We start from the raw sequence: 13,757 nt of genomic DNA on the forward strand, positions 1-13,757 counted from the left end.
CGGTCGCGCATTTAGTCAATAACCGAGCCCTTTATTTGCGCAGTCATCTAATCGATGACCGATTTCTTGCATGATTGCGCAGTCATCTAATCGATGACCACGACCCGCATATTCTCCATCCCCGATTCCTGCACCATCGCGAACAACAGCGAGGCATTGTCGGGATGCAACCGCACGCAGCCGGCGCTGGCCGGACGGCCCAGACGGCTGATCGCATCGGTGGCGTGGATCGCATAATCGCCATCATAAAAGATCGCGAAGGGCATCGGCGCATCGTTATAGAGGCTCGACCGGTGCCAGCGTGACAGCCATTGCGGCGCCCATTCGCCGCGCGGGGTGATCTTACCGGCGCGGGCGGTGGAAACCGGCCATTCGTAGCGCAATTGCCCGTCAATATAGACATGCATGGTCTGCGCATCGACGCTGACCCGCGCGACAATCGTGCTGGCGCTGGCGGTGATCGGTGAAAAAGCAAAAAATGACAAAAGAACGCCCGCAAATGCGGCGCGCAAAAAGTGAGACATTCCAACCCCCCGGCGGATGATAAAGAGCAACAGGCATGGCAGTGCCTGCGCCCAGTAGCGGGGCTCACCTCACCGGAGTCAATGGATTAGGCGCAATTCCGCCTATTCAATCCCTAGGCGTTGCAATTCTGCCCGCATCAAGATGTAGCATCCGGTCCATCCGCGCCGCCAAGGCCAGATTATGTGTGGCGATCAGCGCCGAAAGCCCGGTCTCGCGCACCAGATCCATCAACACGGCAAAGACCTGATCCGAGGTCGCGGGGTCGAGATTGCCAGTCGGCTCGTCAGCCAGCAAGATATGCGGCGCATTGGCCATGGCGCGGCAGAAGGCCACCCGCTGCTGCTCACCACCCGAGAGTTCCGCAGGCCGGTGTTTGCCGCGGTTGGCCAGCCCGACGCGGGCGAGCAGATCCTCGGCGCGTTCCTGTGCGGCGCGTTTACCCACCCCGTTGGCGAGTTGCGGCAGCATGACATTCTCGGTGGCGGTGAACTCGGGCAGAAGGTGATGGAATTGATAGACAAATCCGACCTGTGCGCGGCGCACGGCGGTGCGGGCATCATCGCCGAGACGGGTCATCTCGGCGCCGTTGATCACCACATGACCGGCGTCGGCGGTGTCCAGAAGCCCGGCGATATGCAGGAGCGTCGATTTTCCCGCGCCCGAGGGGGCGACCAGCGCCACCACCTCGCCCGGCGCGAGGCTCAGCGAGACATGGCGCAGCACCTCGATCGGGCCTGCGGCACTGCCGGGGTAGCTTTTGGTGATCCCGTCCAGCGTCAAAACCGCATCATTCACAGCGTCACTCATAGCGCAGGGCCTCCACCGGATTCATCCGCGCCGCGCGGCGTGCGGGAAACAGGGTGACGATGAACGACAGGCCCAGCGAGAGCGCCACGGATTTGAGCACATCCATCAGCCGCAATTCGGCAGGAAGCGCGTAGATCCCGCGGATCGACGGATCCCAGACCCCGCCCCCGGCGACATAATTCACAAAGGCGAAAATCGGGTCGATATAAAGCGCAAACAGGCAACCCGCGATCACCCCGATGCCGGTGCCGACCACGCCGACCAGCGAGCCACAGAGGAAAAACACCCGCAGGATCGAGCCCTCGGACAGCCCCATGGTGCGCAGGATACCGATATCGCGGCCCTTGTTTTTCACCAGCATAATCAGGCCCGAGATAATATTCATCGCCGCGATCAGCACGAGGATCGAGAGGATGATAAACATCACATTATCCTCGATATCGAGCGCCCGCAGGAAGGAGCCGGCACTGTCGCGCCAAGTCCAGAGCATCGCCCGCTCGCCGCCCGCATGCAGCAGATCATAGGCCAGTTGATCGACCTGCTCGGGCGCGGCGAGCATCACCTCGATCTCATCGGCGACCCCGTCGCGGTTAAAGAATGTCTGCGCCTCGGCAAAGGGCAAATACACCCGCGTGCGGTCGATATCATAGCGCCCGGCCGAGAAAATATAGACCACCTCATAGGCGTTGACCCGCGGCGAAGTGCCAAAAGCGGTGCGCGCCCCGTCCGGCGAGATGATGCGGATGCGGTCGCCGACCCGCGCGTTCAACTCGCGCGCCACGCCCTCGCCAATCGCGATCCCCTCTTCAAACCGCGCAATCTCGCCGCGCGCCCGTTCCGAGGCGGCGATGCGGGGGATTTGCAGCAGGTCTTCATGGGCAATGCCGAAGACTTCGACACCGGCGTTGCGCCCATCATAGCTGCCCATCACCTGGCCTTTGATCAGGGGCGCGGCGCTGGTCACGCCGGGGACCGCGGCCAGACGGGCGGCGAGCGCGTCGTAATCCTCGATCATCCGGCTGACCGCGCCACTGGGCGTGGTCGAGGAGGCGTAATAGACCGTCGCATGGGCATTGGCGCCAAGCACGGTATCAACAAATTCCGCCCGAAACCCCGAGCGCACCGACAGCGTTGCGATCAGCGCAAACACCGCCAGCGCGATGCCGATCAAGGAGATCCAGGTCATCACCGAGACCCCGCCTTCGGCGCGGCGCGCGCGCAGATAGCGCCAGGCGATCATCCATTCAAATGCGGCAAAAGGCGCCGTGGTCCGTGTCATATGTCCCACCTCATAAGGCGGGCGCAAGGTCGAATGAAAGCCGCAAAGGGTCAAGGCCCAATCGTCGCGCGATCACGCCCCTATCATCTGTCGAGAAATATCCTCGGGGGTCTCCAAGGGGGTGGAAAACCCCCTTGGCAGCGTATGGGGCTGGCCCCATGCGGCGCGCGGGGGCTCGATGCCCCCAAGCGCCGCCCTAGCCGTGCCCGGCCAGCCTAAAGCGAAAACTCGACGCCGGTGGCCGCCGCCAGATAATCCTCGCGCACCAGCTCCGCCGCCTGCTCGATCTCGGGCGCCAGATAGCGGTCGTCACCCAATGCGGGCACCCGCGCGCGCAGCGCATCAATCGCCGCTTTCAGCTTCGGCGCGGTAGTCAAAGGGGCGCGGAATTCAATGCCTTGCACCGCGCAGAGCGCCTCGACCCCGAGGATCACCGAGAGGTTGGCGTTCATCCGCAGCAGCCGCCGCGCGCCATGGGCGGCCATGCTGACATGGTCCTCCTGGTTGGCCGAGGTCGGGGTGCTGTCGGTGCTGCAGGGGTTCGCCAGATGCTTGTTTTCCGACATCAAAGCGGCGGTGGTCACCTCGGCGATCATATAGCCCGAGTTGAGCCCCGGTGCAGGCGTCAGGAAGGGCGGCAGATCGTGGCTCAGCGTCGGATCGACCATCAGCGCCACGCGGCGCTGCGCAATCGCGCCGGTTTCGGCCAGCGCCAGCGCGATGATATCGGCGGCAAAGGCCACCGGCTCGGCGTGGAAATTCCCGCCCGAGAAGATCCCCGCCTCGATCACCAAGGGATTGTCAGTGACCGCATTGGCCTCGGTTTCCAGCGTGGTCGCGGCAAAGCGCATCAGGTCAATCGCCGCGCCCAGCACCTGCGGCTGGCAGCGGATGCAATAGGGATCCTGCACGCGGGTATCGCCGTCGCGGTGGCTCTCGCGGATTTCGCTGTCTTCCATCAGCGCGCGCATCGCCGCGGCGACATCCACCTGCCCCTTATGGCCGCGCAGGCTGTGGATTTCGCTCTGCAAGGGCGCGGTTGAGCCCATGATCGCATCCGTGGACAGGCAGCCGGTGACCAGTGCTGCGCGGATGTTGCGCCAGCCCTCGAACAATCCGACCAGCGCCAGCGCGGTGGAAAACTGGGTGCCGTTGATCAGCGCCAGCCCCTCTTTCGGACCCAGCACCACCGGCGCGACACCGGCGCGTTTCAGCGCCTCGCCGCCCGCCATGCGTTCGCCGTCAAATAGCGCCTCACCAGCGCCGATCATCACCGCCGCCATATGCGCCAGCGGCGCCAGATCGCCCGAGGCGCCGACCGAGCCCTGCGCGGGGATCACCGGCGTCACATTCTTCGCCAGCAGCCCCTCGATCGAGGTGACGATATCCCAGCGCACACCCGAGGCACCGCGGCCCAGCGACAGGAGTTTCAGCGCCATCATCAACCGCGTGGTTGCCGGATCGAGCATCTCGCCGACGCCGCAGCAATGGCTGAGGATCAGGTTGCGTTGCAGGGTTTCGGTGTCCTCAGGGGCAATGCGCACCGAGGCGAGTTTGCCAAAGCCGGTGTTGATCCCGTAGACCGCCTCGTCCCCCTCGGCGACGCGGTGCACACGGGCGGCACTTGCCTCGACCTGGGTTCGCACGCCCTCGTCAAGCTTTGCCGCAACCCCTTGTCTCCAAAAGGTTTCAAGCGTTTCCAGAGTGGTGGTTCCGGGGTTCAAAATCAACATGACAAGCCTGACATTTCTGGAGCGTGGGATCAATTTCAGCCCCCGCCATCTGCCGCGATGACGGGTCCGGTGCGCGGCGGGTTGTCGCCCGAGGCAGCGGGACTCGCCCGCGCGCTCCGGTGGCACGCTTTTAATATGTAGATACTTATTCCACCCGTCAATCGGAAATTATGCACGCACTTAATCAAGCCCCGGCCCCGCCCTGCAGGTCGCTTCACAGGTCGTTTCCGGCGCGCAAACTGCCGCCATCCGGAATGCCGCACGCCCGGTGCCTGCGCAGACTGGCGGCAAGCTAGCCGAGGTTTCCATGTCAGCATCCCACTCCCGCCTGCTTGCGTCGCTTGACCTGCGCGGCCAGACCCTGCGCAACCGCATCGTGTTTGGCGCCCATACCGCCAATATGGCCGAAGACGGGCTGCCCGGCGCGCGCTACACCGGCTATCTGCGCGAGCGCGCCTTGGGCGGGGCCGGGATGATCGTGGCGGAACCGGTGCCGGTGCATCGCACGGGTGTGCTGACCCGCGGCAATTTCCGCCATCAGGACGACAGTATCATCCCCGCCTTCCGGCAGTTGACCGAGGCGGTGCGCGCGGAAGGCGCGGTGATCCTCCAGCAGCTTTACCATATCGGCGCGCATGGCGATTCCGACCTGAGTTTCACGCCGCATTGGTCGCCCTCGGGCCGCCCCTCCTATCATGACACCGACGGCTCGCATGCGATGTCCGAGGGTGAGATTCTGGAGCTTCTCGAGGCCCATATCGCCGCCGCCAAACGCGCCTATCTGGCGGGGTTTCAAGGGGTTGAGCTATGGGCGGCCTATAATTCCCTGGTCGATCAATTCTGGCTGCCCTGGACCAACCGGCGCGAGGATAGGTGGGGCGGATCGCTGGAGAACCGCACGCGGTTTTCGCGGCTGCTGATCGAGGGGGTGCGCCGGGAATGCGGCGAGGATTTCATCATCGGTATGGCGATCAGCCATGATGCGAATTACCCGATTACATTGCAGGGTGAAGCGCTCTGCGAGATCATCGCGCTGCATGACGCCACCGGCGATCTCGATTATGTCACATGCGGCGCGGGGTCTTATCTGGATTTTGGCCGCATCATCCCGCCCTTCACCGAGCCCGACACATTGACCGTGCCGATCACCGCGCAGTTGAAGGCGGTGGTGCGAAACGCCAAGGTCACCGCCGAGGCCGGTATCCGCACGCCGGATGTGGGCGAACAGGTGCTGGCTTCAGGCGCCGCCGATCTGGTGTCGATTGTGCGCGGGCAGATCGCCGATCCGCATCTGGCGCGCAAGACCACCGAGGGCACGGCCGAGCGCGTGCGCCCCTGCCTGAGTTGCAACCAGATGTGCTGGGGGCGGCGGTCGCGGGATTACTGGATTTCTTGCCTGATCAACCCCTCGGCGGGGCGCGAATTCGAGTGGGGCGGTGACCGCTTCACCCCTGCCGACAGCCCTGCCAAGGTGCTGGTGGTGGGCGCTGGTCCCGCGGGGCTGGAAGCGGCGCGCGCGGCGGCAGAACGCGGGCATTCGGTGATTCTGGCCGAGGCGCAACCGCAGATCGGCGGGCAATTCCGGCTGGCGGGCCAGCAGCCGCGGCGCGCCCAGATCCTTGACCTGCTGGACTGGTATGAGCGCGAATTATCGCGGCTCGGCGTTGATTTGCGGCTCAATAGCTTCCTTGACGATGAGGCGGTGCGCGAGATCGGCGCCGATCATGTCATTCTGGCCAGTGGCTCGCTGCCCGATGAAGACGGGTTCCAACGCTGGCTGCCGGATCTGGCGCAGCTACCGGGGATCGAGCGCGGCGCGGTCTGGCCCGCCGAGGCGGCGATGCGCCGCGAGGCGCAGCTGGGCGACACGGTGATCGTTTACGATGAAGGCGGGCATTGGAAGGGGGTCGGCACCGCATGGCATCTGGCCGAGGCGGGGCATAATGTGGTGCTGGTCACGCCCGACGCCTATGTCGGCAAAGAGCTGACCCGCACCGCTGCCGATGGCTACGCGCGGGCACGGCTGGCGAAGCTGGGCGTGCGGTTCGTCTGTGAATCCGCGATTTCCGAATGGTTGGGGAATGGCGGCGGCGCGCGCGTGGTCTCGCTGCTCGATCGCAGCGAGCAGGTGATCCCCGCCAGCGCGCTGATCCTCGCCACCACCAATACGGCGTTTGATATGCTCTCGGAGCCCCTCGCCGACCTCATGCCCGCGCTGATCGGCGACGCCGCCGCCCCCCGCCTCGCCCCCTATGCATTCTATGAGGGCCGCGAGATCGGGCGACGCCTCTAGTATCATCTGTCCAGAAATATCCTGGGGGTGAGGCCCGCAGGGCCGAGGGGGCAAAGCCCCCTGTTTCGCCCGGCGGCACCGCCGGGCCGCGCCCGACCCTCCCCCCGGGAGGGCGCTTTGGCGAGTTCCTGCACCGCGCAACCGACATCATTGCTTGTGAGCGCAGCCTGCTGCGACCAGCGAGCACGCGCCCACCCAGTGTCGGGCGCGGCCCTTAGATCTATTGCGCGACCCTATTCCGCCGCCCGTGTCGTGCGGCGTTTCAGCAGCGGGCCGAGATATTGCCCCGTATGGCTGGCGGCGACCGCGGCGATATCCTCCGGCGTGCCCTCGGCGACGATCTGCCCGCCGCCATCGCCACCCTCGGGCCCGATATCAATTATCCAATCCGCGGTTTTCAGCACGTCGAGATTATGCTCGATCACCACCACGGTGTTCCCCTGATCGGCCAATTCATGCAGCACTTCCATGAGCTTACGCACATCCTCGAAATGCAGACCGGTGGTCGGCTCATCGAGAATATAAAGCGTGCGCCCGGTCGAGCGGCGGCTGAGCTCCTTGGACAGTTTCACCCGCTGCGCCTCGCCGCCCGAGAGCGTGGTCGCCTGCTGCCCGACCTTGATATAGCCCAGCCCGACGCGCATCAGCGCATCCATTTTCTCGCGGATCGCGGGCACGGCGGTGAAGAAACCCTTCGCCTCTTCGACGGTCATTTCCAGCACATCCGAGATCGATTTGCCCTTGAACAGCACCTCCAAAGTCTCGCGGTTATAGCGCTTGCCCTTGCAGGTCTCGCAGGTCACATAGACGTCGGGCAGAAAGTTCATCTCGATCTTCAGCACCCCGTCGCCCTTGCAAGCCTCACAGCGCCCGCCTTTGACGTTGAAGGAAAACCGCCCCGGTTTATAACCCCGCGCCTTGGCCTCGGGGAGCCCGGCGAACCAGTCGCGGATCGGGCCGAAGGCGCCGGTATAGGTGGCCGGATTCGAGCGCGGCGTGCGGCCAATGGCGCGCTGGTCGATGTCGATCACCTTGTCGAGATGTTGCAGCCCCTGCACCGTCTCGCAGGGGGCCGGTGTCTGGCGCGCGCCATTGAGCCGCATCGAGGCGGTTTTGAACAGGGTCTCGATGGTCAGTGTCGATTTGCCGCCGCCCGAGACGCCGGAAACGCAGACGAATTTGCCCAACGGGAAATCCACCGTGACGTTTTGCAGGTTGTTGCCGGTGGCCTTGACCACGCGCACCGATTTGCCATTGCCCGCCCGGCGCTCCGCTGGCACCGGAATTTCGCGCGCGCCGGACAGATATTGACCGGTCAGACTGGCGGGATCGGCGGCGACCTCTTCGGGCGTGCCCATGGAGACAATATTACCACCGTGGACACCGGCACCGGGGCCGATATCGAGCACCCAATCCGCCGAGCGCACCGCATCCTCGTCATGCTCGACGACCAGCACCGAATTGCCCTGATCGCGCAGGTTTTTCAATGTTGTCAACAGCCTGTCATTGTCGCGCTGGTGCAACCCGATGGAGGGTTCATCCAGCACATAGAGCACGCCGGTCAGGCCGGATCCGATCTGGCTGGCCAGACGAATGCGCTGGCTTTCGCCGCCCGAGAGCGTGCCCGCCGAGCGGCTCAGGGTCAGGTAATCGAGCCCGACATTGACCAGAAACCCGAGCCTTTCGCGAATTTCCTTGAGGATCGCGGTGGCAATCTGGTTTTTCTGCACGCTCAGATGGTCCGGCGCCTCTTCGACCCAGGCCAGCGCCTCTTTGATCGAGAGTTCGGAAATCTGGCTGACATGTTTCATGCCGATTTTCACCGCCAGCGCCTCGGGCTTTAGCCGTGCGCCGCCGCAAGCCGAGCAATGGCGGTTGTTCTGGTAACGCTCGAATTCCTCGCGAATCCAGTTGCTGTCGGTCTCGCGGTAGCGGCGTTCCATATTGGGAATGACGCCCTCGAAGGCGCGCGAGACATTGTAAACGCGGCCCGCGTCGTCATAGCGAAAGGCGATTTCTTCACCATCCGAGCCCCAGAGCAGGACCTTCTTAACCTTGTCCGGCAGATCGCGCCACGGGGTCTTGGGGTCGAATTGATAGTGTTTGGCAATCGCCTCGATGGTCTGCAGGAAATAGGGTGTTTTACCCTTGCGCCAGGGGGCAATCGCGCCGTCTTCCAGCCGCAGCATGGCGTCGGGCACCACCAGACGCTCGTCAAAAAACAGCTCGACGCCGAGCCCGTCGCATTGCGGGCAGGCGCCGTAGGGGGCGTTGAATGAAAACAGCCGCGGCTCGATTTCGGGGATGGTAAAGCCCGAGACCGGACAGGCGAAATTCTCGGAAAAGGTAATGCGTTCAGGGGTTTCGCCCTCACTGGCCGAGGCGAGTTCCAAGACCGCAATCCCCTGCGCCAGATCCAGCGCGGTGCGGAAACTATCGGCGAGGCGGGTCTCGATGCCCGCGCGCACCACGATACGGTCGACCACCACGTCGATCTCGTGGCGGTATTTCTTGTCGAGTTCCGGCGGCGTGTCCAATTCATAGAAGGTGCCGTCGATTTTCACCCGCTGGAACCCCTGTTTGCGCAGTTCCAGCAGTTCCTTTTTATACTCGCCCTTGCGGTCGCGCACGATCGGCGCCAGCAGATAGGCGCGCGTGCCCTCATCCAAGGTTAACACTCGGTCAACCATATCCTGCACCTGCTGCGCCTCGATCGGCTCTCCGGTGGCGGGGCTATAGGGGGTGCCAGCGCGGGCAAACAACAGCCGCAGATAGTCGTGGATTTCGGTCACCGTGCCGACCGTGGAGCGCGGGTTTTTCGAGGTGGTTTTCTGCTCGATGGAGATCGCCGGCGACAGGCCCGCGATATGCTCGACATCGGGTTTCTGCATCATATCAAGGAATTGACGCGCATAGGCCGAAAGCGATTCGACATAGCGCCGCTGCCCCTCGGCATAGATCGTATCAAAGGCCAGCGAGGATTTCCCCGAGCCCGACAGACCGGTGATCACCACCAGTTGATCGCGCGGAATATCCACGTCAAAGCCCTTGAGGTTATGCTCGCGCGCGCCACGGATTTCGATGAATTTTTGCTCGGCCATCTCACTCACCCAGCGCCCTACGCGCCCCAAGTTCGGGAACATAGTGCAGTGGCGCTGAGTCTCCAACCCGATTTGAAGAACAAAACGCAAACGTTAAGGATTTGTTGGGGGTTTCGCAGCATAATCAGCTTCAAAGAGTTGCACCGCAAGGGCATGAGGCCCCCTTGTCATTCACCCGTCGATCTGTTCGCTTGACAGTTCCACCATTTGCGGGCCATTGGCACGATATGCAGGGCGCAGCCTCCGACAGGTTCGGAGCCTGATGTCTGCTGCATTTCCGACATCCATTATGCCGCTTTTCGCCCAATCAAAGGGGATGAAAGCTGCTAGACTTTATCCAATGGCGCGATAGATGGCAGATGGCCACAACCCGACGCGTGAAGGAGCCAAGCGATGCTGAAAGTTCTGGGGTCAACCTGGGCCCTATTGTTGGGTATGATGCTGTTTATGCTGGGCAACGGCATGCAGGGCACTTTGCTGGGTATCCGCGGCGAGATCGAGGATTTCTCGACCAACCAGCTGGCGATCGTGATGTCGGGGTATTTCGTCGGCTTCCTGTTCGGCTCGCGTTTGGCGCCGGATATGATTCGCCGCGTCGGTCATGTGCGGGTGTTTGCCGCGCTCGGCTCGCTGATTTCGGCGGTGCTGATCCTTTACGCCGCGGTGCCGCATTGGGCGGCCTGGGCACTGATGCGGGTGTTGATCGGGTTTTGCTTTTCCGGCGTCTATATCACCGCCGAAAGCTGGCTGAACAACGCCGCCACCAATGAGAACCGCGGTCAGGCGCTGTCGCTCTATCTGATCGTGCAGATGTTCGGCATCATTCTGGCGCAGCTTTTGCTGAACGTCGCCGATCCCTCGGGCTATGTGCTGTTTGTCATCCCCTCGATCCTTGTGTCGCTGGCCTTTACCCCGATCCTGCTGTCGATTTCCCCTGCCCCCGCGTTCGAGAGCATCCGGCGGATGAGCTTTCGCGAACTATATGACACCTCGCCTCTGGGCTGTGTCGGCATGTTCCTGCTCGGCGGGATTTTCTCGGCACAATTCGGCATGGCGGCGATCTGGGCGACGCAGGCCGGTTTGAATGTGCGCGACCTGTCGATCTTTATCGCCTCGATCTATGTCGGCGGGCTGGTGCTGCAATTCCCCATCGGCTGGCTGTCCGACCGGATGGACCGGCGCGGGCTGATCGTCTCGGTCTCCTTGGCCGGAGCGCTGGTGTTGATGGTGCCGATTGTCACCGACCCGCCCTTTGCGGTGCTGTTGATGGTCGGCGCGATGATGGGCGGATTGTCGAACCCGCTCTATTCGCTGCTCTTGGCCTATGTGAACGACTATCTCGATCATTCCGATATGGCCGCGGCCTCGGCAGGGTTGATGTTTATCAATGGCTTGGGCGCGATCTCCGGCCCGATCATCACCGGTTGGATGATGGGCTATATCGGGCCCTCGGGGTTCTTTTTGTTCATGGCGCTGCTGTTCGGCGCGCTGTTCATCTACGGCATGTGGCGGATGATGCGCAATCCGGGCACGCCCGACAACACCGGCAGCTATACCACGGTGATGCCGACGACCTCGATCTACACGGTCGAGGCGGCGCTGGAGTATAACGAAGACGAGACCTCCTGACCCGCCCGCAACCCGCGCGCGCGCCGCTGCCCCTGCGCCCGGCGGCGCGCGTCTGACCTCGTGTCGCCCGTTGGGTTTCATTGTCGGTTTGCCCGCGCCCGCTTGGGGTTGACCGCAGCCAGCCTCTGGGCGCAAGGTGGTTGAAAAGATTACCGAAGCCGGAGGTTATCATGCCACTCCCCGCCCTCGCCGCAGAAATCCTTGCGTATTGGAAATCCATCGGGCCGCAAGGCTGGTATGCTGGCGGAGAGGAGCTCGACGCCGAGATCACCGCGCGGTTTTTACCGGCTTGGGAGGCAGCGCTAGAGGGCGCCTATAAGGGCTGGCAATCCTGCCCCGAGGGGATGCTGGCCTATCTGGTGTTAACCGACCAATTCCCCCGCAATATGTTTCGCAACGACCCGCGCGCCTTTGCCACCGATGGCCATGCGCTGATGGTCGCCGACCGCGCCTGGCAGCGGCGGCTGGACCTGAAAATCGACGGGCCGATCCGGCAGTTCTTCTATCTGCCCTTCATGCATTCCGAGAGTATTTTCGACCAGAACCGCTGTGTCTGCCTGATCCTCGCGCGGATGCCGCAGGCGGCGGATGGCAGTGAAAGCCCTAATTTGCTGCACGCCCGCGCCCATCGCGAAGTGATCCGCAGCTATCAGCGCTTCCCTTACCGCAATGACGCCTTGGGCCGCCAAAGCACGCCCGAAGAACTGGGGTTTCTCAATGACGGAGGCTATGCGAGCATCGTGCAGGCGCTGCAAAACTGAGCCTTGCATCCCCTGCATCACGGCCATTCCCGAGGGGCGATTGCCGCGAACTTGGGAATAGTTTAACGTTCAACCAGTTTTCAAACGGGAGGGCCAGATGGCCGATCAGAATTTCGACGTCGTGGTGATTGGGGCTGGCCCTGGCGGGTATGTCGCAGCTATTCGTGCGGCGCAACTGGGCAAAAACGTCGCAATCATCGAGCGCGAATCTCTGGGCGGGATCTGCCTGAACTGGGGCTGTATTCCGACCAAAGCGCTGCTGCGCTCGGCCGAAGTCTACCATCTGATGCACCGCGCCAAAGAGTTCGGTCTTTCGGCGGGCAGCGTCGATTACGATCTCCCCGCGGTGGTCAAACGCTCGCGCGGCGTCGCCAAACAGCTAAGCGGCGGCATCGGCCATTTGATGAAGAAGAACAAGATCAAGGTCTTCATGGGCACGGCGCATCTGCCCGCCCAAGGCACGGTCTCGGTGAAAACCGATAAGGGGACCGAGACGCTGAAAGCCCGGGCGATCATCCTCGCCACCGGCGCCCGCGCCCGCGAATTGCCCGGGCTCGAGGCTGACGGCGATCTGGTCTGGACCTATCGCCACGCACTCGATCCCAAGCGCATGCCAAAGAACCTGCTGGTCATCGGCTCGGGCGCGATCGGCATCGAATTCGCCAGTTTCTTCAACACCTTGGGCGCGAAAACCACCGTCGTCGAAGTGATGGACCGGGTGCTCCCGGTCGAGGATGCGGAAATCTCGGCGCATGCGAAAAAGCAGTTCGTCAAACAGGGTATGGTGATCCGCGAGAATACCACGGTGAAGAAACTCGACCGCGGTAAGGGCAAGGTCACCGCCCATCTGGAAGAAAACGGCAAGACCGAGACGCAAGAGTTCGACACGGTGATCTCGGCGGTCGGCATTGTCGGCAATACCGAGGATCTGGGGCTTGAGGCTCTGGGCGTCAAAATCGACCGCACCCATGTGGTCACCGATGAGTACTGCCGCACCGGTATCGAGGGGCTCTATGCGATCGGCGATCTGGCGGGCGCGCCCTGGCTGGCGCATAAGGCCAGCCATGAGGGCGTGATGGTGGCGGAGCTGATCGCCGGGCAAACCGTCCATCCGATCAAACCCAACTCGATCCCCGGCTGCACCTATTGCCACCCGCAGGTGGCCTCGGTGGGCCTCACCGAAGCCAAGGCCAAAGAGGCCGGCTATAAGGTCAAAGTCGGCCGCTTCCCCTTCATCGGCAACGGTAAGGCGATCGCTCTCGGCGAGCCCGAGGGCATGGTGAAAACCGTGTTTGATGCGGCCACCGGCGAACTCTTGGGCGCGCATATGGTCGGCGCCGAGGTCACCGAGTTGATCCAGGGCTATGTCGTCGGCCGCACGCTCGAGACCACCGAGGAAGACCTGATGCACACGGTCTTCCCGCATCCGACGCTCTCCGAGATGATGCATGAAAGCGTGCTCGACGCCTACGGCAAGGCGATCCACTTTTAAGCCATCACAACCTTCAAACCTAAAAGGGCTGGCCTCTCACCAGCCCTTTTTGCCATCTTTATGCCCTAAATATCCTCGGGGGTCTCCAAGGGGGTGGAAAACCCCCTTGGTGGCGTGTGGGGCCACCCCACGCGGCG

Annotated in this window: 9 protein-coding genes; 4 read left to right on the plus strand and 5 right to left on the minus strand. The window is 63.0% G+C overall.

The window, feature by feature from the left end; translation table 11 throughout:
• Positions 1-86 precede the first annotated feature (86 nt).
• The 4 genes from DDE20_RS00525 to hutH all read right to left on the minus strand — a co-directional run bounded on the left by DDE20_RS00525 (position 87) and on the right by hutH (position 4,344).
• Positions 87-485 carry a L,D-transpeptidase gene (locus tag DDE20_RS00525; RefSeq protein ID WP_240607794.1) on the minus strand — a complete coding sequence of 133 codons (399 nt, stop codon included), beginning with the start codon at positions 483-485 and terminating at the stop codon, positions 87-89.
• A gap of 145 nt (positions 486-630) precedes the next feature.
• A complete protein-coding gene (locus tag DDE20_RS00530; protein ID WP_116556499.1) occupies positions 631-1,332 on the minus strand; it encodes an ABC transporter ATP-binding protein in 702 nt (233 codons plus the stop codon).
• On the minus strand, positions 1,325-2,611 hold the full coding sequence (locus DDE20_RS00535; protein WP_116556500.1) for a lipoprotein-releasing ABC transporter permease subunit: 1,287 nt from the start codon (positions 2,609-2,611) through the stop codon (positions 1,325-1,327). Before DDE20_RS00535 ends, DDE20_RS00530 begins: the two co-directional genes overlap by 8 nt.
• A gap of 215 nt (positions 2,612-2,826) precedes the next feature.
• Positions 2,827-4,344 (minus strand): histidine ammonia-lyase, encoded by a 1,518-nt coding sequence (gene hutH, locus DDE20_RS00540; protein WP_116556501.1) that lies wholly within the window; start codon positions 4,342-4,344, stop codon positions 2,827-2,829.
• A gap of 307 nt (positions 4,345-4,651) precedes the next feature.
• Between hutH and DDE20_RS00545 the strand changes: the two genes are divergently transcribed.
• Positions 4,652-6,637 carry an FAD-dependent oxidoreductase gene (locus tag DDE20_RS00545; protein WP_116556502.1) on the plus strand — a complete coding sequence of 662 codons (1,986 nt, stop codon included), beginning with the start codon at positions 4,652-4,654 and terminating at the stop codon, positions 6,635-6,637.
• Between the two features lie 233 nt (positions 6,638-6,870).
• On the opposite strand, the gene uvrA is transcribed toward DDE20_RS00545, so the two are convergent.
• Positions 6,871-9,738, minus strand: coding sequence for an excinuclease ABC subunit UvrA (gene uvrA, locus DDE20_RS00550; RefSeq protein ID WP_116556503.1), 2,868 nt, complete (start codon positions 9,736-9,738; stop codon positions 6,871-6,873).
• Between the two features lie 393 nt (positions 9,739-10,131).
• Here uvrA and DDE20_RS00555 point away from each other — a divergent pair, with 393 nt between their 5' ends.
• The 3 genes from DDE20_RS00555 (at position 10,132) to lpdA (ending at position 13,620) form a co-directional block, all read left to right on the plus strand.
• A complete protein-coding gene (locus tag DDE20_RS00555) occupies positions 10,132-11,367 on the plus strand; it encodes an MFS transporter (protein ID WP_116556504.1) in 1,236 nt (411 codons plus the stop codon).
• Between the two features lie 170 nt (positions 11,368-11,537).
• A complete protein-coding gene (locus tag DDE20_RS00560; protein ID WP_116556505.1) occupies positions 11,538-12,128 on the plus strand; it encodes a DUF924 family protein in 591 nt (196 codons plus the stop codon).
• A gap of 97 nt (positions 12,129-12,225) precedes the next feature.
• On the plus strand, positions 12,226-13,620 hold the full coding sequence (gene lpdA, locus DDE20_RS00565; protein ID WP_116556506.1) for a dihydrolipoyl dehydrogenase: 1,395 nt from the start codon (positions 12,226-12,228) through the stop codon (positions 13,618-13,620).
• The last annotated feature ends 137 nt before the right edge of the window (positions 13,621-13,757 follow it).

Origin of the sequence: Pararhodobacter oceanensis (assembly GCF_003076755.1) — a bacterium.
GTDB classification, from domain to species: domain Bacteria; phylum Pseudomonadota; class Alphaproteobacteria; order Rhodobacterales; family Rhodobacteraceae; genus Pararhodobacter; species Pararhodobacter oceanensis.

Bases quoted from the DNA above. Each gene is read 5' to 3' on its own strand.
- DDE20_RS00530 (WP_116556499.1), bottom strand. From the start codon at position 1,332: ATGAGTGACGCTGTGAATGATGCGGTTTTGACGCTGGACGGGATCACC.
- DDE20_RS00535 (WP_116556500.1), bottom strand. From the start codon at position 2,611: ATGACACGGACCACGGCGCCTTTTGCCGCATTTGAATGGATGATCGCC.
- hutH (WP_116556501.1), bottom strand. From the start codon at position 4,344: ATGTTGATTTTGAACCCCGGAACCACCACTCTGGAAACGCTTGAAACC.
- DDE20_RS00545 (WP_116556502.1), top strand. From the start codon at position 4,652: ATGTCAGCATCCCACTCCCGCCTGCTTGCGTCGCTTGACCTGCGCGGC.
- uvrA (WP_116556503.1), bottom strand. From the start codon at position 9,738: ATGGCCGAGCAAAAATTCATCGAAATCCGTGGCGCGCGCGAGCATAAC.
- DDE20_RS00555 (WP_116556504.1), top strand. From the start codon at position 10,132: ATGCTGAAAGTTCTGGGGTCAACCTGGGCCCTATTGTTGGGTATGATG.
- DDE20_RS00560 (WP_116556505.1), top strand. From the start codon at position 11,538: ATGCCACTCCCCGCCCTCGCCGCAGAAATCCTTGCGTATTGGAAATCC.
- lpdA (WP_116556506.1), top strand. From the start codon at position 12,226: ATGGCCGATCAGAATTTCGACGTCGTGGTGATTGGGGCTGGCCCTGGC.